The organism is Streptomyces caeruleatus, assembly GCF_001514235.1.
Classification (GTDB): Bacteria; Actinomycetota; Actinomycetes; order Streptomycetales; family Streptomycetaceae; genus Streptomyces; species Streptomyces caeruleatus.
The window spans coordinates 281,291-301,371 of sequence record NZ_KQ948926.1 but is presented as its reverse complement, the minus strand read 5'-3'; the positions used below and the strand labels follow the sequence as shown (position 1 = coordinate 301,371).

Sequence of the window (20,081 nt, the reverse complement as noted above, 5' to 3'; positions counted from 1 at the left end):
CCTCGAACCGGGTCAGTGTCGGCGGTCCGCCTGGTCACCTCCCGAATGAACTCGTGCAACAACTTCCGGGGGCTGCCCCGGACGGCCGTCGCGGCGCAGCTGGAATACTCCCGCCATGGATCAGTCGAGGGGGAACACCGGCCAGCACACAACGCCGTGGTGGTACCGCATGCCGCGGTACCTCTTCAGCGTCATCGCTGTTGTCGTCACATGCGTGCTCTACACCTGGGGCGCGCAGTCCGCGGTTGTCTCGGTCGTCGTAGGCGCAGTTGTCGCGTATGCCGCGGCGTTCATGCGCGGGATGGCGCAGGCCGCGTACGACGAACGGCACGGGCAGAACCGGCAGACCTGACGGCTACATGGCGTTCATCGCCGCCGTGGCAGCGTCGGCGGCCGAGAGGGGCAGCAGGTCGACGGCGGCTCCGGGGTTGCCGCGCGCAATGCCACGGGGCATGCCGTCCCAGCGCGGTCGGGGCCGGGACGGCGGGAGGCCGTCGACATCGTCGGGCGGCTCCGGCGGCCACAGACGGGTCAGCCACAGCCACGTCGCGCGCGCAGGGTCCCCCGCAGCGGGCACGGGCGCGGCCGGGTCGGTGTCGAGGCTATACGCCAGGCTATCGCCGACCAGGACCACGGCCAGATCCCGTACGTGTCCCGGGCCGCGCTCGCAGTGCCGCTGCAGCACTTCAAGAGGCACGTCCTCAGGGGTGCGGCCCGTCTGCTGGGCGAGGGCCTGGAGGACGACGGCGAGGACGCCACGGATACCGACGTAGTCCCAGTGGGCTTCTGTGCAGAGCGCGGGCGGCTGATCCGCTGCCGCGATCAACCCGGCCCGGGCCAGTGCCTGCTCCCACTCGTCAGCTTTCGGGTCGGGATTCATGGCCGTCGGAGGCGGCCTGCGAGCACCACCGTGTCCAGCAGATCCCCCAGTGCGTCCTGAATCGCACGCTGGTCCTCCGCGCTCGTGCCGCTCATACCATCGAGCAAGTACCCGCACCGAGCCGCGACGGGCGCGAGACGCGCCCCGGTCCCGTCCGGCCCGGCAGTCCGTAGCCCGGCCCGAATGGTGTCCGCTTTCGCCCTGCCCTCTGTCTGCACCGCCACGGCGATCGCTCGGTCGTACTCGTCCGGCACCCATGCTCCGGTGTCGAGATCCTCGCTGAGTTCCGCGATCGCAGCCAGCACCGCCTCAGTCGTTGCCATGACCGTGACCATACTCGGTCGGGTGAAGACGCCGGGGTGAGAGAACCGCCGCCGCTGTCGGCGTGTATTGCTGTGCCCGAAGCTGATCAGTGAAGTGCAAGTGGCGGAGCCGGGTTTGGCTGTGGTCCAGGCCGCGGCCTGCGACGACCAGACCGCCTTCGCTATCCAGCAGCTGCTCGTCGCGTGGTGCGCGATCGCGCCAGCAGACCGCACGACGCGGGAGCCGGGCGAGCCCGGTGTGCGGCTGCTCTGCTTCTTGGACCTGCGCCGGGCGCCCGACGCGTAGATCTTTGCGGCCGGGTGCCGACCGTCCTCCGTGCCGGGCGCAGCGCGGCGCACCTCACAGCACGCCGAGTGACGTCAACACCGCCAAACAAAGGATCATGCAGCCGGCGAACGCGCCACCGCCGCATAGGACAGCCTCGCTGACCGGTGCCCCAGAAGTGTGGCTCAACAATCCCGCCACGATGGCAATGATGACGGAGAACAGAGTGCAGGTGACAATCACCAGCACCTTGACACCGAGAGTGAGCTTCAACGGTCCGACTACCTTCCTGGTGGTCGAACCTCCGGCACTCAGCCCTCAGCCGACCACCACCTGACAGAGTGTGGTCTCGCTGAGGCCGTGCCGACGTACAAGGCTCTCGGTGCCTGGCCAGGGCTTTCCTTGGCCACCCTCCTTCTTGCATTGACGGAAGTTCCGAACCGTGCGTGGCCTGCGCTCCCTCGCGGGGGCGTTGGTCACTGCCTGCCCGGGGAACGTCGGACCCCGGGGAGCACGGTGGATTGGTCTCCGGAGCCAACTGTAGCCCGGTTGAGGCCAGTTAGCGGCTATGACGTCACTTTGAGCGGCGATGTGGCAGTGGCGCATGAGGGTGTTCGCGGTTGTAGGTTCTCAGGGCGCGTGTCATACGGCGCCGCTGTGACCGGCGGTTCCGTCTGGTGTCTCACGCCTTGTCACCCGTCAGCTGTCTCAGCTTCCGTGTCAATTCCTCAGTGCACACGTTCGATGCGAGCCGCTGACCTGCGACATGACATCGGCCTGAGACTGCGCCGGAGAAAATGACACGGAACTTGAAACCCCGCAACTGTCCACGGACAACAGTTCGCCGGGGGCAGACAAGGAAGACCGCGGAATCACTGGCCAACGGGTGCGAGAGCATGTCAACGTAGACGACCTTGCAAGAATCCCCAGGTCAGAGAGGTGATTGCCTGTGACCGTGGCGCCCGTGGGCCCCGGTTTCTCCACTACCGTCGAAGCCCTGCGGCTGCGTGAGTGGCAGCTCGGCCCTGGCCAGCCCACTCTCGTCATGGACCAGTTCTCCGCAGACGACTTCCACCTGATTGTGGACGACCGCGCGGACGTGCACGTCAGCTCGAAGGACGGCCGCTTCTACCTCGGCTGGTTCCCTCTCGGCCGTCCTGGTACGGACGGCGAGGGATGGAAGATCGCCGTCACCGGCACGGCCAAGGTGCGTGGCTACCACCTGTCGTTCGACACGGAGACGCCGGCCGACATCGTCGCCGCCGCCGTGGCGCGCGTGCTGGAGACCTCACGGCGTGTACGACAGCCAGACGGCCACGAGTAGTCCTCGCTCTGGCGGACGGTCGGCTGACGGCCCCCGCCCTTCCTGGCTCGCCGTTTCCCCTCACCCCAGGAGGCTGTTCGTGACGTCCTCGGAGATGACCGTCGGTGAACTCATCGACCTGCTGTCCGCCTGCGACCGGGATGCTCCGGTCCGCCAGGCCATGAACCCGTTCTTCCCGATGGCGCACCGCCTGGCCCAGGTCGTGCAGTCCGTGGACGAAACCGGCCGGAGAGTCGTCTACCTCGCCGAAGGGCGGGACGCGGACGCGCAACTCGGCTATCTCCCGCCCGAGGTCACCGTCGCCCTGACCTGGCAGGGGCCCGTCCAGGCACCCCCGCGCCGCCCCCGCCGTACTGCCGGCGGCAACTAGCCCCGCACCGAGCCCTTGGAGGCGCCCCTGTACCCCGACTTCCCGCTCGACCCGTCCACCCCGCCCGGCGGCCAGCCCGCGTTCTGGGTCGGCCCCCGGCATCTGGCGGGTGACGACGGGCGCCTCTACGACGGTGTTGCCGACACACTCTCCGGTCTGGGCTGGACGAGCCTGACGATCGTCCGCGGACGGCAGGAGCCGGACGAGGAGCCGGAGGACCGCCAGGTCCTGCGCAGCACCGTCCTGCACATCAGCCCCGACGCCCTCCGATGGGCGCAGTGGAATCTGCCGGACGAGCCGTTCCACCTGGGAGACCTGCCGATCGCCTGGCAGATCTCCGCCCGCGCGGACACCAGCAGCCCGCTCGCGGCGTGGTCGTCCTACTTCACCACCGACGTCCCCGGCGAGGCCGTGGCCGACTTCCTCGTCGCGCTCGACGCCCGCGACCAGCCCGCCGTGCCGCTCACCGCCCCCGAGAAGGTCCTCGACGCCGTCGCCGCACACGGCTGGCTCCGCGACATCGACCAGCCCCAGGCGGCAGCGACGGACCCGACGTTCACCTCGCACATCAGCCTCGGCGAGGTACCGCCCCTCATCCAGGATGCCGACCCGCGCGCCCTGACCACTGCAGCCGACGAGGCGGGGCCAGCCGGATGGCAGGCGTGGGCCGAGCCCGCGCTCGGTGCCCCCTGCCTGTGGGCGGTCTCCTTCGGTTCCAGCGCGCCGCACGACCTCGTGGCAGCCTTCGCCGCCTCCCTCACCTCGACCGCACCCGTCCTGCGCCGGGTGCTGCCCGAGGCCACCCGGGAGCGGCTGCTACGGGCGCCGGCCTAGCGTCGACGGCGCTCCTCGGCCAGACGGCAGTAGCCCGGTCCTCCCGAATGAGGGCCGGGCTCCTGGTATTTCCCTCCAGGGCTGGGGCGCGCCATCAATTCGGAGGAGGGCGACCCGTGGGACGAGCACGAGGTGTCGGGTGCCCGGTATCGGTGATCGTCTCGGGCCCAAGGTGGGGAAGTGGGATGAAGTGGGGTCTGCTCGGTGTGGCGGTGGGGATTACTCGCGTGGTAATCCCAGCGTCTCAAACGGGGCAAAGTGGCCACACTTTGGCGTAGTCGTGCTGCTCAGCACGTGGTAATCGGTGGCCCGTTGAAGTGGGGTGAAGTGGCGAAGGCATGGCGTAGCGGTGCCACATTCCAGTGCGGCTGGATAGCCATTTGCCTCAAACCGAAGAGAAGCAGCAGCTGGCCTCTTGAGCTCCGTTGCAGTGGAGTGCACGTCATCGTTCAACGCACTCGCCCTGGCTGGTGGCGGCTTTTGTCACCACGATGGGGAGTGGACTCGCAGCATGGTTCACGTCCCGTTGAGAACCTGCCGGACTGTGCAGCGGCGCGACCCGCACAGCGCTGCTGCCCCGACCATCGTGGTCGGGGCAGCAGTGCGTCGGGGGCGGTCAGCCGGCTGCCGTGGCCTTGGTGAGGGCCTGTTCGAGGTGGCGGTCGACAAGGGCGGGGGAGCCCGAGACGACCAGCAGCAGGCCGCCGTCGCGGATCGCGGTCTGCTTGACCACGCTGCTCCGCCCTGCGGTGGAGAACGTCAGGAGCTGGCTCCACCGCTCGTCACCGAGGCCGTGGGGGGCGGTCAGCTTCTGCGAGGCCATGTCGATCGGGGTGTCGCCCGCGACGACCTGATAGGTCGGGCAGCCGGTCATGGCGTCGAAGATCCGGCCGATGCCGTCGGACAGCTTGTTCGCGCTGTCGCTGTACAGCTCCTCGGAGATCTCCGAGGAGTTGCCGCCGTAGGTGAAGGCCGTCTTCGCCTTGCGGGGGAAGGCGAGCGTGCCGCCGGTCGCCGCGTCGCCTCCCAGCTCGCTCAGGGCATGGCAGCCGTTGACGGTGACGTCGGCGTGCTGGGCGGGGCGCTCCGGCTTGCGCTGGTAGCCGCTGCCGAGGTCGTGCTCGTCGAGCAGGCGGGTCTCCAGGACAGCCGACGAGAGCACGGTGGCCTTCTGGACTGCGTCGGCCGGCTTCCCGGTACGGGCGGAGGCGGTGGTGTCTGGCGTGGTGTCGGTGGAGCAGGCGGGTACGGCGAGGAGGGCGGTGGTGATGCCGAGGGCGGTGGTGGCGACGCGAACGTGCATGACGGAACTGACCCCTTGGTGCTTGGCGACGGGTGGTCAGTGCGGGCCTGCGGGCCCGGTGGGGTCGTAGGAGTGGGGGTCAGTGCCCGAGGTAGCGCAGGCAGTCCTCGAACGTGGCGTGCGTCGCGTCCGCCGGCCCGCAGTTGCGGTTGAACCAGGCGGTGTCGAGGCGGGTCTCCTGCTGCTGGTGGCCGACCCGGCACCGCAGCCAGATCTGGTCGCGGGTGGAGAGGATGAGCCAGTCCCGGTACGCGCCGCACTCGGCGCAGGCGGCCATCTCACCGTCGAGGACGAGGGGCTGCTTCCACGGCATCATCTTGCCGTCGAGCTGGTCGTGGCTGGGCACCCGCAGCTCCGGCGGAAGGAAGTCGTCCACCACCGCGGTTGTCGGCTCGGGTCGTGCCGGCTCGGCCGGCGGCACCCCGATCCCGGGCGGGACCTGATTCTGCAGCTGCGCCGACCACTCGAAGAACCGGCGCTGTGCCTCGCTGGGCTTCTTGGTCCGGCGGCGTATTCGGTGAAACACCCTGGCGTTCTCCTTTACCTCGTCCTGCTCGCTTCATGATCGTGCCCTAGGCTCCCGCTGGTTTCAATTCACAAAGTCCACAGTCACCTTCGGGCAGGTCATAAGGCGTTTCCGTGCCTCCAGGGGCCGGGACGAGTGCAGTGCCTTCCCTCCTGCGTGTGCACCAGCGCTCGCGACCCACAGCGGGTCTGTACTCCGCTGAGGTCCGTTGTGGCGTACGGCCATGGTGTGGGGCGCGAGCGCGGCGGTGGCGGTGTCCTGCTCTCGGTGGTGCGCTGAGACTGCCCCCGGCCCTCGGTAGGGCTTATCGGGTCTTGGCCGATGTCTCCTCTCCGCTGCGTCGGCTGCCGGGGGCGTTGGGGCGGGTCGCCGTTGTGCGTGTTGTGGGCTGGCCACCTGTGGTGCCGTTCTCGGACAGGGGCGAGGCGTCGGCGGGCAGGTCGGCTGTTCGCCGTAGCCGCCACACCAGCACGTCGCTGACCGAGTCCGCGGTGTCGAGTTCGCGCCGCTCTACGGCGGCGGTCAGGAGGGCGGCCGGGTCGTGGCCGGCGGCTTCGGCTTCCGCGATGGTTGCGGCCAGGGCGTACCAGCCGGGCTCGGCGAGGATCTGCTCGGCCAGCTGCGGCAGTGCCTCGCGCAGCAGCATGGTCTGCCGCTGGAGCATCGGCCGGCTCAGACGCCGGCCTCGCTGGTAGAGCACGCCGAGGGGCTGGGCGGCGGCGGCCTGGTAGGCGGTGCGCAGGTGCTCGGCGGTCCGCGCGGCGGCCTCGGCCTGCTGGGCGTGGCCCTTCTTCGCGTGCCAGTGCGCGGCGGCGGTGATGAGGAAGAACAGCATGTCGATCGCCATCGCGGTGGTGGCGCCGTCCTCACCGCGGCCGAGGGCGGGGCCACCGTGGACGAGTTCGCGGGCGGCCTGCCGCAGCTCGCGGTCGTGTCCGCGTGCGGCGCGGATGTGGGAGCGCGAGGCCCGCTCGAAGGCCGTTGCCGCGTCGCGTAGTTCGCGGCGAGTGTGGGCGGCGGACGTCTTCGCGAGCGCGTCCAGGACCTCGCCGGCCGCGGCGATATGGGCGGCGACGACCGCGTCGTCGCCCTGCCAGACAAGCATCACGGCCTGCCACGCGGCCGATGCCGTCGTCCGGCGGGCACCGGCCGGAGCGCCCAGCCCCGTACGCACTGCGTCCTCCGGCCGGGGGGCCGGATCGTTCCGGGTGTCGCCGGTCCAGCGCTCCCGGATGCGGGGCAGGGAGAGGTCGGGGGCGAGGCGCGCGCCGGGGTAGAACACCGGCTCGCCGTCCTTGTTGAGGTCGTCGGGCAGGGCGACCTTGTACCCGAGGAGGTCTCCGGAGGGTGCGGCGCGCGTACGGATCAGCAGGCCGGCGGCGGCGAGCCGGTCGAAGAACTCCTCCTCGCTGGTCACGCCAGCCACCGCCCGCCGTACCGTCTCCCGCAGTTCCTCGCGGGCGGGGCGCTCGCGGCCCTGGCGCTCGGCCTTGTGGCGTTCGGCACTGGTGGGCCGCTGAGCAGCTGTGCCGTCGCCCGGCGCGACCTGGCGGAGGCCGAGTTCCTTCTCGATAAGCCGGGCTTCGGCCTGGGCGCGGGCGCCGGAGCGGTAGTCGTCGGGGCGGTGTCCGTCCTCGGTCACGAGGGTGGCGACGATGTGGATGTGGTCGTCCGCGTGTCGTACGGCGGCCCAGCGGCAGCCGGGCTGTCCGTCGCCGGGGTCGATGCCAGTGGCGGCGACGATGCGGCGGGCGATGCCGGCCCACTCCTCGTCGGACAGGATCCGGTCGCCGGGGTCGGCGCGGACGGAGGTGTGCCACACGTGCTTGGCCGGGCGGGCGTGCCCGGCGAGGGCCATCACGGGTTGGTCCAGGAGCTGCGCAAGGTCGTTGAGGGTGGCGTTGGGGTCGCGGCCGGGGTCGGGGGACATGCCGTCGAAGGAGGCTACGAGGTGGGGGTCGGTGTGATCCTCGTACTGGCCGGTCTCGTAGAGGTAGTTGAGGAGACCGATGGTCCGGGAGCCCGAGTTGTTGACGCTGGGGATCATGAGCCGTGGCGTGCGATGAGCCGCGTGGCGGCTGCGTGCGCGGTGTCGGCGGCACGCCGTACGGCGGCGACGGCTGCGTCGAGCTGGGGAGCGTCTATACCGGAGTTGAGTGCCTTGACTGCCTGGTTGAGGTTGCTGCCGGCCCAGCCGAGGCGACGTCGGCTGTCGAACAGGGCTGTGATCACTTCACGTTCGTCGGCGATCTCGGCGCTGGTGCGGTCGAGGTCGCGGGCGGCGGCGAGCGCGGAGTGTGCGAGGAACCCGGCGACGGACAGATTGCATCGGGCGGCGGCGGACTTGATCAGGGCGAACTCTTCGTCGTTGAAACGTGTGTTGGGCTGGTGCAGGCGCTTCTTCTCGGGCGACTGGCGCGGGCGCTGGCGTGCGCGAGGAGCGCGCTGTCGGCGTACGCGCGGCACGGGCTGCTTCTCCTCCTGCCCCGGCTTCGATCCGCCCTCGGTCGAAGCCCGATGGACCTGCGCCCCCCGGTGCAGGTCCTCTCCCGCCCCCTCGGGGGCGGGTTCGGCGGAAGCTACGCTTCCGCCCCAACTTGCTCGCCCCGAGACCGAGTTGGAGTCGCGATCAGGTTCCGGGGTGGTGCCGTTCTGAGTGGGGTTCGTCATCGGATTTCGGGCCTCCGAGTGTGGTGCTGGATGGTCGCGGCCAGCGCGACGACGTCGGCCGGTCCGTCGAGGACGCGGACGGGTCCGTCGGGCCGGGCCTGGATGAGCCACTGGCCGGTCGGCGCGAGGACGGCAGCGTGCACAAGCCGTCGGCGGAGCAGGACGTCCGCCCAGGCGCTGGCCTCGGCGGCGGTGGGGTCGGAAGAGCGAGGGGGACGCGGAATCACTGCGTGTCTCCTGGAACGGGGTGGTGGCCCGGCTCGGGGCCGGACCACCCGTCGCGGATAGGGGAGCTGAACTGGGGCTTTGCCGGTTCAGCCGCACTCGGGACAGCGACCGACGTGGCTGTTGAGGGCCCGGGCCATCCGCTGCTTCGTCGAGGCAGCCTGCTTCGCGCTGGACTTCGCCGCGGGCCTGCCCTCGTGCCGCTTGGAGTGGGCGAGCATGAAGCCGATCTCCCGCTCGTACTCCGCACGGACGGTGTCGAACTGGTGGCAGGTCTTCATCGGACGGCGGTGCTCCTTGTCTTGCTGGTGTCGTCGCTCCGCAGTTCCTGGAGGACGAGGCTCAGCCGGTCGTTCCGGCCGCCCTTCAGGCCCTCGCGGCGCAGGATCTCGCGCAGCTGGACCCGGGTGACGGACTCGTTGCCGTCCCGTTCGAGCAGGGCGGGGACGTGGGGGCGGACCTGTTGGACGAGCTGGTCCACCGACTGCTCCGGCTCGCGTGGCGGGCGCTGTGTCTGCGGGGTGCGGGACCGGCCGCGCTTCCCCTTGTTCTTCGCCCTGGTCTTCGTGGTTGTCTTCCGCCGGAGGGGGACCTTGTGTCCCCGGTCCCCGGTGGGCTCGGTCCCCGTGTCGGTGGTGGTCGGTCCCCGGTCCCCGGTGGGCTCGGTCCCCGTGTCGGTGGTGGTCGGTCCCCGGTCCCCGGTGGGCTCGGTCCCCGTGTCGGTGGTGGTCGGTCCCCGGTCCCCGGTGGGCTCGGTCCCCGTGTCGGTGGTGGTCGGTGCCCGGTCCCCGGTGGGCTCGGTCCCCGACTCGGCGGCGTTCGGTCCCCGACGCGATTCAGGGCCCTGAGCAGGCACTTCTCGCGTTAGACGCGCGGTCCCCGCTCTTCGGGCGTCCCTCTGCGCGGCTTCCGGATTGGTGGGACCGGTCCCCGCGACCGCGCCTGCTTCTGGTGCCTCGGTCCCCACCTTGGTCCCCGCGTTCTCGCCTTCGGTCCCCGCGCATGCCGACGCCTTCGAGTCCTCGATCTCGGTCCCCGGTCCCCTCGGGATGCTCGGTCCCCGGTCCCCGTCCCACTCGTTGGAACCGTGGGGACCGGCTCCGGGGACCGGTGCCTTCGAGGCTGACTGCGAGGGGACCGTGGTTGTTGCGGTGCTGTGCACGGGGGACCAGGGCGAGGGCAGCGGGACCGTGGCGAGCGCGAGTGCGTGCCGGCGGGCGGCGAGCTGGTCGAGCAGCTGCGCGCGCTGGAGGGGGTCGGTGCCGACGGAGGCCCTGCCGACCGCCTTCGACAGGCGGCGCGTGAGCTGCCGGCCGCGCCGGCTCCGTTGCTGCTCGGGTGTGCGTGCGGCGAGGCGGGCGGCGAGGGCGACCGCTCGGGCGGTGGCCCGGTCGCGGGTGATCTGCGCGGCGTCGCGGTCGCGTGCGGCGATGCCGAGGCGGGACAGGAGCCGCTCGCGTGCCTCCCGCCCCAGGACGGCGATCAGCCCGTGGGAGGCGGCACCCGGGGTGCGCAGGCGCAGCTCGATCCCCATCGCGAGGTGCCACAGCATCGCCGCCATGACCGGCCCGACGAAGGCGCGGACGGTGCCGCCGATGGGACCGCTCTCGGCGTAGGCGGGGATCACCTGCACGCCGGTGATCACCCAGACCAGAGTGCCCGGTAGACCAGGAGCACCCTGGGTGGTCAGGTTCTGGCGCGCCATCAGCGCGGTCGCGAAGAGCGCCAGCTCGGCTGCGGCGAACATCCCGGCACGCTCGGCGGTGCCGGCCATGTCGAGGTAGTCGGCGGCGAAGCGCCACGAGGTGTCGGCGCTGTAGGCGGTACAGCCGAGGGCAGCAACGGCAGCGACCTTGACCGCCGGACCGCCGAGGCGGTTCTGCGGGCGCACGGCCCGGCGCCGGATCGCCCAGACGGTCAGGGCCAGGGCGAACACGGCGCCAGCGGCGCCGATGCCGACGAGCAAGGACGGATGCGGGGTGGTACCGAAGGACACCGCGATGAGGTGTGTCATGCAGCCTTTCCGACAGGGGCGTGCGCCAAGGGCGCTTCCGGGAAGGAGAGTTGGTCCCAGCTTTCGCGGCGGGTGACTCCACGCCGGGCAGCGCGATCTTCGATGGGCTTGACCGGGGGTGAGGAGTGGCATCGCTTCTGCGGTGGCTGGTTTGGCGGGGAGGCGGGGCCGGAAGGCGCGGGGACCGTCCCGCGCACACCCGGGGCGGGGCCGGTGTCCGCTGGCAGGGCAGGACCGCCGGCGGTTTCCGGAGCCGTGGAGGACGGCGTCGCTGGTCGGGCTACCGGCTGCTGTGTGCCGAGAGCAGGGGGCGCGGGGCTGCCTGCTGCCGGGGTGGTCTTCTTCCGCTTCTTCTTGGGCCGCGGCACGCCGTAGGTGCGGTCGCGGTCGAAGACCTTGTTGGCGGCCTGCCGGAGCAGGTCCCGGGCGTGTTTGTGGCTGATCTGCAGGGCTGTGGCGAGCCGGGCGGGCCGCCAGCCGCGTACGTAGGCGTGGTCGATGACGACTTGACGCTCGTCCTCGGTCAGATGCACGTCGCGTCCCTGGAAGAACCCGGTCACGCGCCGGTAGTCGAGGCGCCGGTGCAGTCCGTCGTGCCAGGGGCGCCGCTCGTCTTCGGTGAGGCCGCCCCAGATGCCCTCCTTGAGGACGTTCTCCAGGGCGAAGTCGAGGCAGTCGCGGCGTACCGGGCACCAGCCGCACAGCTCTTTCGCCTCAGCGATCTCTTCGTGGTCCCGGGGCCCGGGGAAGAACACGGCGTCGGCGTCCTCGACGTCCATGCCGTGGCACGCTCCGCGAACGTGCCAGCTGGTGTCTGCGATGCCGCGCAGGCCGGTGGCCGGTGCGTCGTGGGTGGTGATGTGGCGCAAGCGGATCTCCGATGTGTTGCCGCGTCGGCCGGCGGGGGCGGTGCTCGGCGGATGCGGCGTCGGGTACCGGCTGCGGCGCGAGGGCGTGCGCGGCAGCCGGGGTGGGGGGACGGTGATGTTCGGGTGGCGGTGCACCGGACGGGATGCACGGCCGCCTGCGCCAGTCAGGCCATGGCGGGCTGTTGGGCCTGCTCGATCGGCCGGTTCTGCTGGGCGACGGCGAGGTCGAGGCGGCCGGGATGCGGGGTGGCGCGCGGGGCGGTGGCGCGTACCCCGTCGTCGGGGCCGATCCGGCGGCGGCGACACGGCTCGCCGGGCTGGGCCAGGCACCACTCGCAGCGCACACTCAGGGCGTCGGGCAGCCCCTGCGCGACGGCTGCCTCGCGTGCTGCTCGGGCGGGCCGGTAGGGCGCGAGGGCGGCTCGGGCGGCGGGCGGTATGCAGGAGCCGACCTGCCGCAACCGCGCCTCCAGTTTCGGGTCGATCCCGTCGTGACCGCTGGTTATGGCCCGGGCCTGCGCGGGCTGCGCGGTGCCGGCGGCGACGGCGCGGCGCGTGCCGACCAACTCGGCAGTCCACGCGGCCTGGTCGTCCGGATCGGCGGACGGCGTGGGATCGGAGTGCCGGGCCAGACGGTCGCGCCGGTAGCTCTCCCACGGACGGGCCACGTCCGCGGGCAGGATCTGGTACGGCGAAGTGCGGATGTGCTGGCGGGCAGCGACGCAGGCATCCCAGCCGTGCGCAGTGGCCATCGGCACGTCGCCGAGCAGCTCATGCCACTGGGCGAGCTGGTCGCGGGCCTCGCCCTGGTCGGTGCGGATGGTGCGCGGGTCGAGTCGGCCGATGTAGGCCAGCAGGGCGGCGGTTTCGCGGCGGTCCACGGTCAGCCCTCCGTTCCGGTCGGCTCGTCGAGAGCGGCAAGCAGGGCGGCGGTGTGGGCCTCGGCCCGCGTCATGCCGCCCGGCGCGGCAGTGCTCTTTCCGGGGACGGCGTAGAGGTTCGGGCGGCTGGGGGCGTGCTCTCGGGCGACCCAGGAGCGCCAGTCAGCAGCCCAGGCATCCGCCGACCTCGGCTTGAAGCTGGCCCGGTGGGCACGCCACTTCGCGTCGGCTGCCTGCAGGCCCTGCTCACCGAGGCGGTCGAGGTGTCCCTGCTGGCGGGCCCAGGCGTGGGCGGCGGGGTCGACCTGCCACTCGGCAGCCGCCACGACGGCGGCACCACTACTGCTGTACCTCCGGTTCAAATCAGGTTCACTACGGTTCTGTGTGCCGGTTTCCGGTACACCGGGGTGCCGGTTTCCGGTACCTCGACGTGCCGGTTTCCGCCTCGACCTGCCGGTTTCCGGTACTGCCGGTTTCCGGACCCTCGCGGGAGATTCCGGCACCTCACGGAGGCGGATTCCGTACCGCCGCAGAGCCGAGAGCTGGAGCTTCGCAGGGGCAGCAGGATCGTCTGATGCTGCCGTCTCACCGCCCTCCTCCTGTTCCTGCTGCTCGCGCTGAGCCTGGGCGACCGCTTCGGCGGCGAAAGGAAGGCGGTAGACCGTGCTGCGCTGCGGGCCGACGAGGTCGTCGAGCTGTTCCAGCTCGTCGGCGTCGATCAGGCGCTCGACGGCCTCGCGCACCGTGGAGACCGAGGCGCGCGTGCGCTTGGCCAGGCTGGACAGCGAGGCCCAGGCGATGCACTGGTTGTCGGTCACCCGGTCGGCGATCGACAACAGGACCAGACGCGCGGCTCCTCGGCTGGAGCTGTGCTCCCACACCCACTCGCTGGCTTCGATACTCATCGGCTGCTCCCGGCGAGCGGGCGGGACCGGCGGCTCGCCTGGGCCGAAATGGGGCGATCCGGCTCGGGGCGCTGAGGCGCCGAGGCGGAGGTGGCTGCCGCGCAGGCCAGACGGAAGGGCCTTTTGCGCAGGGCAGGAGGCATGCGATACTCCTCGTTGCAGTGTTGCCACGCTGACGTGCCCCGTGGAAGGGATCAGCGTGGTGATGGTGGGCAATCTCCGCCCTTGCCGGGGCGGGTATGCCGCTTAGCGTTCGGCGTCCGCGAGTTACCGCTCTCGGGCGCCGTCGCTGTGTTCGGGCCTATGCAAGTCAGTCGGTGCCTGCCGTGCTCCTCACGTTCGCCGCACCGGGTCGATTTGCCCGAGGCGACGACGAACATACGCAGAGTCCCGCGTCAAGATCCAGAGTTGGTTCTCAAAGTCTGTAGTAGTCGCGCAGAGTCACAGGAAGCGCAGATTCCGTGACTGCAACCGGCAGGTGACTTTCGCGGAGCCGCAGGGCGTTCCGGCGCAGCGGGAACCCTGGATGCCGGGAAGCACGCCGATGTGCTTGAAGCGGAATGCCGGTACGGAAATGGTCGCACCGGTATAGCGAAGTCGATCTAGGCTTTTCACTGCCACCTGCCCGCCATATCGAAGATCAAATTGGTCCGGCAAACCGGAACGTGATGCATGCCCCCGGGTGAAAGTGACACGTGTCACGTCATCGGTGTGCGCCCGCAGGTAAATGCGGGCAGACCGTCCCGAAGAGTGGACGTGCAAACGCGGAAAGCGTTTGCAAGGTAGAACTTTTCATACGCAAGATCGATGCGTCAACTCTCGTTAATGGCGGGATACAGTGACTGAACCACTGTGAATCCCATCCAGGAAAGGATCATGGAAGAGCTAACGGAGGAGTCGGTGAGCCCGCGTCCGCGCGAGCTCAAGGACCGGCTTAACCAGCTGTTTGACGCGGTGCACCCACCCGATCGCGGCCCGTACAGCAACGCCGAGGTTGCTGAGCTGATGGCCGAGCGAGGGCTGGAAACGGTGAGTGACACCTACTTGTGGATGCTGCGCACGGGGAAGCGTGACAATCCGACGAAGCGTCATCTTGAAGCCCTGGCTGCCTTTTTCGGGGTGTCGCCTGCCTATTGGTTCGATGACCAGGTTGCCGAAAAGACTGCGCAGGAACTGAAGTTGCTGGCGATGCTTCGCGATTCGAGGATGCAGAGCGTGCTCCTTCGTCTGTCCGATGTCTCGGCGGACGGAAAGGATGCGGTGCTTGGTCTCGTGGAGGGGGTGCGGAAGATGGAGGGACTTCCGCCCGACAACTAGCCGGATTACGGGGGCAGTTAAAAAATGATCAAGGAGTGGAAATGTGGTCCGCACTTAGCCCGCGCCAGGGTGACCTCCTGGCCGAGCTGAATCTCCCGGCCGTCACGAGCATCAGAGACCTACGGGACGAGATCTCTCGTCGCACGGGCCGTGAGGTGATCCTGATGCCGATGGAGCAGGCGCCGGCGGTCTGCGGGGCATGCGCAGTCCTTGAGAAGGCGATCTACGTGTCCTACGACCCGCGTACCAGCCTCTGGCACCAGGACCAGATCATCGCCCACGAGTTCATGCACCTCCTGCTCAGGCATCACGAGACCCGCCCGCTGTCCGCCCTGGCGCCCACGCTCTTCACCAACGTGGACCCCGCCACCGTGCAGGTGATGCTGGGGCGGACCAAGTACGACGAGGCCGAAGAACGCGACGCCGAGCTGCGCGCCTCGCTCCTGCAGCGCCGGATCATCGACCGCTGGCTGCGCAGCGACGAATCCTCCGGCGACGACGTCCAGGACCGCGTCACCCACACCCTGCTGCGCCGACGGGAGGCGCGGCCGTGAAGGACCTGCTCCACCCGGTCAGCCTCTCTGTCGCTGTCCTGGGCTTCCTGTGCATGCTGCGGGACGTCCCCGCGCGGCGCCGTGACCCTGCCACCTTGGCCCTCACCGCAGTCTTCGCCCTCTCGGGCCTGTCGTTCCTGTTCTCCATCACCCCGATGTGGGCGTACCTCGACAGCGTCCTGGGCACGGTGAACATCGCCGTCCCGCTGGCACAGGGGTGCGTGATCGCGCTGATCGCCTGCCAGCAGGTCGTCCTCACCTACTGGGGTTCGCCGCCCGAGCACGCCCGCAGGAGGGCGCGGGCGTGGCTCGGCGCCGGACTCGGGGTGATCGCGGGCCTGCTGGTGCTGTTCGCCCTGCTGACACCGAGCGCGCCCCGGCCGCTCGACTTCACGCTGTACTACGCACACGACAACGTGTACGCCGCCTACCTCACCCTGTACATCACTGCCTACACCCTCGGTGAGCTGTTCCTGGCCCGGGCATGCTGGCGCCTGGGGCGCCGCAACGGCCATGGACCCGTCCGTGTCGGCCTGCGCATCGTCGCCATCGGCGCCACCATCACCCTCGGCTACAGCGCCGTCCGGATCGGCAATGTGATCGCCGGATTCTTCCACGCCTCACTCGCAGCCTGGGAGGACTTCGCTTGGATCTGCGGTGACATCGGCGCCATCCTCACACTCACCGGCTGGCTGGTGCCCACGATCAGCGACCAGGCCCAGAGCGCCTGGTACTGGATCAATCAGCACCTCAGTCACCACCGCCTGCGCCACCTGTGGCTGGCCTTCCACAGCGTGGCGCCCGAGATCGAACTCCCGGTCGACCAGCTCGACCACGCCCAGCGACGCCGCAGCCGCAGCATCGGGTTCAAGCTGTACCGGCGGGCAACCGAAATACGCGATGGCCGCTTCGTCATCCGCCAGTACCTCGACGCCGACGTGCGCCGGCGCAGCCAGGCCCACCACAAGGCGAGAGGGCTCAAGGGCGAGGACCTTGACGCCGCCGTCACCGCAGACCAGATCATCGCAGGCATCGCCGCCCGGGCACGGGGGGATCGTCCCGCCCCCGACCGGCTCACCGACTTCGCCGACGCCGACCGAGACATCAGCAAGCCGATGGACGACATCGACGCCCTCCTGGCTGTCGCCCGCCGCCTTTCCCGCGAACCTGCCCGCGCCCCCCACCGTGAGCGAGCCTCCGCATGACCACCGACCTGACCCACCGGCCCGCCCACGTCCAGCTCCGCGCGCTGGACCGCCGCGAGATCTCCAGCCGGGAGCTCCTCGACCTCCATCTCGACCGGATCGATGCCAGCACCGTCAACGCCGTCGTCACCCGGGACGACGACACAGCTCGTGCTGCTGCCCGTGCCGCCGACGAACGCCGAGCCCGCGGTGAGAGCACCGGCCTCCTCGACGGCCTCCCACTCACGATCAAGGACAGCTTCGAGACGGTCGGCCTGCGCACCACCAGTGGCGCCGAGGACCTAAAAGACCACGTTCCCCAGCGGGACGCCGACGCCGTCGCACGGCTCCGCCATCAAGGCGCGGTGATCATGGGCAAGACCAACACCCCCACCTACTGCCAGGGCCTCCACACCGACAACGCCCTGTTCGGCCCCACCCTCAACCCGCACGATCCAGCCCGCACGGCCGGCGGCTCCTCCGGCGGAGCCGCCGCAGCCATCGCGGCACACCTCACACCCGCCGAACTCGGCAGTGACCTCGCCGGCTCGCTGCGCCTTCCTGCCCACTACTGCGGCGTGTACGGCCTGCGCCCCACCCACGGCCTCGTTCCAGCCCGCGGCCACATCCCCCGACCTCCTGGATGGCTCACCAGCAGCGACATGGTCACGCCCGGTCCCCTGGCCCGCCACTCCCGCGACCTCGATCTGCTGCTCGCGGCGTTGACCACCCCCACGCCGACAGAGAACACACCCTGGCGCCTAGACCTCCCTACCCCGAGCGAGGACACCGCGCAGCTCCGCGTCGCGATCTGGGCCGAGGACGCGAGCTGCCCTGTCGACCACGCAACCGCCCAGGCCCTCGCCACCGTCGAGAAGGCGTTGTCCGGGACCCGAGCCGTGGTCCGCCACGTTGCCAGCCCCATCAACTTCGGCGACTCCACTCGCCTGTTCGAGCAACTCCTGCACGCCACGGCGACAGCCACCACCAGTGACGAAGCCGCCAGCGCAGAACTCGCCGCCGTACGAGAACTGCGAGCCGACGACGCCAGCCCTGGCGCCGCGTTCCTGCGCTCCCGCACCCAGACCCATCGCACCTGGCTCCGCGCGGCCGAGGAACGTGCCCGGCTCCGTGAGACCTGGAACCGGTTCTTCACGGAGCATGACGTCGTCGTCATGCCGGCCGCGCCGACCCCCGCGATCCCTGCAGGCAGTGACGTTCTTGAAGTCGATGGCCAGGAGCGTAACTTCTTCGATCAGACCGGCTGGGCCAACCTCACCAGCCACGTCGGTCTGCCCAGCCTCGTCCTGCCCGTGACCACGACCATGGAAGGGCTACCGATCGGCGTTCAGATCGTCGGCCGGGCGCACGCCGACCGAGTCCTGCTCGCGCTGGCCGACACGCTGGCAACGTTCCTTCCGCCGTCCACTTCGCTCTGATCCAAAGACCGATGGACAATCGGCCTGCGGGTCCGGGAGCTCCGCGGAAGTCCGCCGTCAGGGATGGCGGGCACCCTTAAGGAACGCGACGGGCGCCCAACGCCGACTCAAGGGTGACCAGCGGATCCAGACCCGGGACGCTTACGTCTCGCTGGCGAAAGCGAAGGGCGAGCCACACACGAAGAACTTGTGCGCGATCATTCGAGCCCTCCAGTCTCGACGAGATGCTCCATGAGCGCGGTGGTGATCCGGGGCGAGGGGCGTCCGGGACGGGTGTGTCGGGGAGATCGGCTTCCAGGCCCCACTCCGTGTTGAACACGATGCTCACGCCCGCTGGCACTAGGGCGTGTCCGACGGGTCGGTGCCTGTGCGCGGGCGCTCGGAGTCCAGACGATACGGAACGGGCGCCCTCCGTGATGCCGTTCCGTATCGCCTCGCCGATACCGCGTGAGTGGTCAGCCGGCCCGCTGCCTCGGACGTGTCGTACTTGCTTTGACCGGTCCGTGGTTCCTGCCCGCCGTGGCCTCGACTCGACAGTGCGAGGCACTGCTTACCTGCTCACGAGCGGGCTGGATGTGCGTGCATTGCATCCATGACTCCATGAGCGTCCGCACACGTCCACCGTCCCCCTTGTGGCGGCGGGGACTTGACAAGGTTGAAACGGTCGGGATGGGCGGCGAGTATGGCGTGAACTGACCAGCAGGCATCGTCGCTTCGCCGGGCCGCGGGCCATGCTGCCGCTACTCGTCGGTACTGCTTCATGGCCTCTGGCGTGAGGCCGACGGACTCTGCGTAATTTGACAGCCTTCTGCCGGTGAAGGGGGCGTTCAGGGGTACCAACCCCAGGGCCAGATCCCCGAGCAGGAACCTTGCCGCCTTACCCTTGTGATCTTTCACCTGGTACGCGGCATTTTCGGCGTAGAACTTGTCGCAGATTCCTTCCCACCAAGTCAGCATGGATCCGGCGGCGAAGACTTCATCGAGCGGGGCCAGCCCGTATCCGCATGCGGTACAGATGATCAGGCTCCCGTCAGGGCCGATGTCGATCGGCTGCTGTTGGTAGCAGTACTTGCAGTACCAGACCGAGGGGATCAGTTTTCGCTTCGTCACGACTGCCCCTCATCGGACTGCGCGGCGGACTCGGCGTACCTGATCAGAGTGCTGGGCGTCATGTCGATCGCTTCGGCGAATCGCTTGACGGCGTCGGGGCCCTGGAAGGTGAGTATGTCCAGTACGTACCAGCCAAGCCTCCGCTGGCTTTCCTTGCGCTGTGCTACCAGCATGCGGCCCCGAGCGATCAGTGCGGCACGTTCTTCGTCGGAGTAGTCGGAGGGAAAGCTTCGGTGGGACATCTCGCACCCCGCAGGCCCGTCAGGAAACCCCCTGTGTTGGCAAGCGCTTCACCCGGCTACGGCACACAGGATTATCTTAACAAAGTGGCGTAAATTGGTCACAGGGGGGCGTGGAAGCGCTGTACCCATGGCCTTGACGCTCGACAAGCGAGGAGGCTCCTCGTGACGACCCTGACTGTTCCCGACGGCTACACGAAGGCCGATTGGACGAAGATCGTCCGCCGCGGGCAGAAGCTGATGAAGCAGAAGTCCGGGATCCAGTGGGCTCTCGGCGATCTCGTGATTGACGCTCTCGAAGGACACGGCCGCGGACACGGCGAGGTAAACCTGGTGATCAAGATCCTGGCGCATCAGATCGGCGCCAATCCGGAGACACTGCGGACCTACTACGACGTGGCGCGGCAGTGGCCGGAGGCCAAGCGCCGGGAGGATGTGAGCTTCTCGGTGCACCAAACCTTGGCCTACGTCCGGAGCCGGTACACCTTGATCCGTAAGGACCCCTACGACCCGTTCACCGATGAGAACCACTGGACGGTCAACGAGGCCCAGAAGGTCGCCCACCGTGCGGTCGGGACGCCGACCAACCAGGAAGAGCGTCTGGCTCACACCCGGCGCCTGCTCCACACGGATGAGGATGCGGCCAAGGCGGTCACCGAGATGCTCGGACGCCCGGACGTCCGGGCCCGTCTCGCATCCGACCAGCATGCCCGGAGCCTGATGCGTGAGGCTCAGTACGAGCACTGGCAGCAGGTTGACGAGGCAGCGGAAGCCGAAGCCGAGCTGGCCTCAGCGGACGACGCCGCGGAGGTGGAGGAAGAGTTCGAGGAGGAAGCCACTCCCCTCGGC

At 69.6% G+C, this 20,081-nt stretch carries 24 protein-coding genes and 1 pseudogene; 10 read left to right on the top strand and 15 right to left on the bottom strand.

What is annotated here, in order from left to right; translation table 11 throughout:
- Positions 1–115: 115 nt before the first annotated feature.
- Complete coding sequence (locus tag AQJ67_RS10150) at positions 116–352, top strand: hypothetical protein (protein ID WP_062717762.1); 237 nt, start codon at positions 116–118, stop codon at positions 350–352.
- Positions 353–355: 3 nt separating this feature from the next.
- Here the strand turns inward: AQJ67_RS10150 and AQJ67_RS10145 are convergent, their stop codons facing one another.
- Positions 356–880 (bottom strand): hypothetical protein, encoded by a 525-nt coding sequence (locus AQJ67_RS10145; RefSeq protein WP_062717761.1) that lies wholly within the window; start codon positions 878–880, stop codon positions 356–358.
- Positions 877–1,203 (bottom strand): hypothetical protein, encoded by a 327-nt coding sequence (locus tag AQJ67_RS10140; RefSeq protein ID WP_159058742.1) that lies wholly within the window; start codon positions 1,201–1,203, stop codon positions 877–879. The genes AQJ67_RS10145 and AQJ67_RS10140 overlap by 4 nt, the downstream gene beginning before the upstream one ends.
- Positions 1,204–1,324: 121 nt before the next feature.
- On the opposite strand from AQJ67_RS10140, the gene AQJ67_RS10135 reads away from it, so the two are divergent.
- Positions 1,325–1,489, top strand: a complete 165-nt coding sequence (locus AQJ67_RS10135; protein ID WP_244190441.1) for a DUF6207 family protein — start codon at positions 1,325–1,327, stop codon at positions 1,487–1,489.
- Between the two features lie 54 nt (positions 1,490–1,543).
- Here the strand turns inward: AQJ67_RS10135 and AQJ67_RS10130 are convergent, their stop codons facing one another.
- Positions 1,544–1,741, bottom strand: a complete 198-nt coding sequence (locus AQJ67_RS10130) for a hypothetical protein (protein WP_062717758.1) — start codon at positions 1,739–1,741, stop codon at positions 1,544–1,546.
- Positions 1,742–2,417: 676 nt separating this feature from the next.
- Here AQJ67_RS10130 and AQJ67_RS10125 point away from each other — a divergent pair.
- The 3 genes from AQJ67_RS10125 (at position 2,418) to AQJ67_RS10115 (ending at position 3,996) form a co-directional block, all read left to right on the top strand.
- Positions 2,418–2,792 (top strand): SPDY domain-containing protein, encoded by a 375-nt coding sequence (locus AQJ67_RS10125; RefSeq protein WP_062717757.1) that lies wholly within the window; start codon positions 2,418–2,420, stop codon positions 2,790–2,792.
- 79 nt (positions 2,793–2,871) lie between these two features.
- Positions 2,872–3,162, top strand: a complete 291-nt coding sequence (locus AQJ67_RS10120) for a hypothetical protein (protein WP_062717756.1) — start codon at positions 2,872–2,874, stop codon at positions 3,160–3,162.
- A gap of 15 nt (positions 3,163–3,177) precedes the next feature.
- Positions 3,178–3,996, top strand: a complete 819-nt coding sequence (locus tag AQJ67_RS10115) for an SPDY domain-containing protein (RefSeq protein WP_062717755.1) — start codon at positions 3,178–3,180, stop codon at positions 3,994–3,996.
- Positions 3,997–4,612: 616 nt separating this feature from the next.
- Here the strand turns inward: AQJ67_RS10115 and AQJ67_RS10110 are convergent.
- The 10 genes and pseudogenes from AQJ67_RS10110 to AQJ67_RS10065 all read right to left on the bottom strand — a co-directional run bounded on the left by AQJ67_RS10110 (position 4,613) and on the right by AQJ67_RS10065 (position 13,389).
- Positions 4,613–5,299 (bottom strand): hypothetical protein, encoded by a 687-nt coding sequence (locus AQJ67_RS10110; RefSeq protein WP_062717754.1) that lies wholly within the window; start codon positions 5,297–5,299, stop codon positions 4,613–4,615.
- A gap of 79 nt (positions 5,300–5,378) precedes the next feature.
- On the bottom strand, positions 5,379–5,825 hold the full coding sequence (locus AQJ67_RS10105; RefSeq protein ID WP_062717753.1) for a hypothetical protein: 447 nt from the start codon (positions 5,823–5,825) through the stop codon (positions 5,379–5,381).
- A gap of 304 nt (positions 5,826–6,129) precedes the next feature.
- Complete coding sequence (locus AQJ67_RS10100; protein WP_107122835.1) at positions 6,130–7,872, bottom strand: relaxase/mobilization nuclease domain-containing protein; 1,743 nt, start codon at positions 7,870–7,872, stop codon at positions 6,130–6,132.
- On the bottom strand, positions 7,869–8,495 hold the full coding sequence (locus tag AQJ67_RS49145; RefSeq protein ID WP_244190413.1) for a hypothetical protein: 627 nt from the start codon (positions 8,493–8,495) through the stop codon (positions 7,869–7,871). Before AQJ67_RS49145 ends, AQJ67_RS10100 begins: the two co-directional genes overlap by 4 nt.
- Positions 8,492–8,722, bottom strand: coding sequence for a hypothetical protein (locus AQJ67_RS10090; RefSeq protein ID WP_079055864.1), 231 nt, complete (start codon positions 8,720–8,722; stop codon positions 8,492–8,494). Before AQJ67_RS10090 ends, AQJ67_RS49145 begins: the two co-directional genes overlap by 4 nt.
- A gap of 87 nt (positions 8,723–8,809) precedes the next feature.
- Entirely contained in the window at positions 8,810–9,001 is a 192-nt protein-coding gene (locus AQJ67_RS10085; protein WP_055493674.1) for a hypothetical protein, read from the bottom strand.
- A complete protein-coding gene (locus tag AQJ67_RS10080) occupies positions 8,998–10,734 on the bottom strand; it encodes a hypothetical protein (protein WP_062717751.1) in 1,737 nt (578 codons plus the stop codon). Before AQJ67_RS10080 ends, AQJ67_RS10085 begins: the two co-directional genes overlap by 4 nt.
- Positions 10,735–10,961: 227 nt before the next feature.
- A pseudogene (locus AQJ67_RS10075) lies at positions 10,962–11,603 on the bottom strand (WhiB family transcriptional regulator); the annotation flags it as partial.
- 164 nt (positions 11,604–11,767) lie between these two features.
- Entirely contained in the window at positions 11,768–12,484 is a 717-nt protein-coding gene (locus AQJ67_RS10070; RefSeq protein ID WP_062717749.1) for a zinc finger domain-containing protein, read from the bottom strand.
- Positions 12,485–12,486: 2 nt separating this feature from the next.
- Positions 12,487–13,389, bottom strand: a complete 903-nt coding sequence (locus AQJ67_RS10065) for a helix-turn-helix domain-containing protein (RefSeq protein WP_062717748.1) — start codon at positions 13,387–13,389, stop codon at positions 12,487–12,489.
- An 876-nt stretch (positions 13,390–14,265) separates the two neighbouring features.
- On the opposite strand from AQJ67_RS10065, the gene AQJ67_RS10060 reads away from it, so the two are divergent.
- From AQJ67_RS10060 to AQJ67_RS10045, 4 genes are read left to right on the top strand one after another with little or no spacing between them, the layout of a single operon-like run.
- Positions 14,266–14,706 carry a hypothetical protein gene (locus AQJ67_RS10060; RefSeq protein WP_062717747.1) on the top strand — a complete coding sequence of 147 codons (441 nt, stop codon included), beginning with the start codon at positions 14,266–14,268 and terminating at the stop codon, positions 14,704–14,706.
- A gap of 41 nt (positions 14,707–14,747) precedes the next feature.
- Complete coding sequence (locus tag AQJ67_RS49140; protein WP_244190412.1) at positions 14,748–15,260, top strand: hypothetical protein; 513 nt, start codon at positions 14,748–14,750, stop codon at positions 15,258–15,260.
- Positions 15,257–16,465, top strand: a complete 1,209-nt coding sequence (locus AQJ67_RS10050) for an MAB_1171c family putative transporter (protein WP_062717746.1) — start codon at positions 15,257–15,259, stop codon at positions 16,463–16,465. The genes AQJ67_RS49140 and AQJ67_RS10050 overlap by 4 nt, the downstream gene beginning before the upstream one ends.
- A complete protein-coding gene (locus AQJ67_RS10045; protein WP_062717745.1) occupies positions 16,462–17,883 on the top strand; it encodes an amidase family protein in 1,422 nt (473 codons plus the stop codon). Before AQJ67_RS10050 ends, AQJ67_RS10045 begins: the two co-directional genes overlap by 4 nt.
- Before the next feature lie 558 nt (positions 17,884–18,441).
- Here the strand turns inward: AQJ67_RS10045 and AQJ67_RS47535 are convergent.
- Positions 18,442–18,993, bottom strand: a complete 552-nt coding sequence (locus AQJ67_RS47535) for a DUF6192 family protein (RefSeq protein ID WP_159058741.1) — start codon at positions 18,991–18,993, stop codon at positions 18,442–18,444.
- Positions 18,990–19,235 carry a hypothetical protein gene (locus AQJ67_RS47530; RefSeq protein ID WP_159058740.1) on the bottom strand — a complete coding sequence of 82 codons (246 nt, stop codon included), beginning with the start codon at positions 19,233–19,235 and terminating at the stop codon, positions 18,990–18,992. Before AQJ67_RS47530 ends, AQJ67_RS47535 begins: the two co-directional genes overlap by 4 nt.
- A 162-nt stretch (positions 19,236–19,397) precedes the next feature.
- On the opposite strand from AQJ67_RS47530, the gene AQJ67_RS10040 reads away from it, so the two are divergent.
- Positions 19,398–20,081 (top strand): DUF6192 family protein (locus AQJ67_RS10040; RefSeq protein WP_079055863.1); only part of this gene is annotated, 684 nt, incomplete at its 3' end.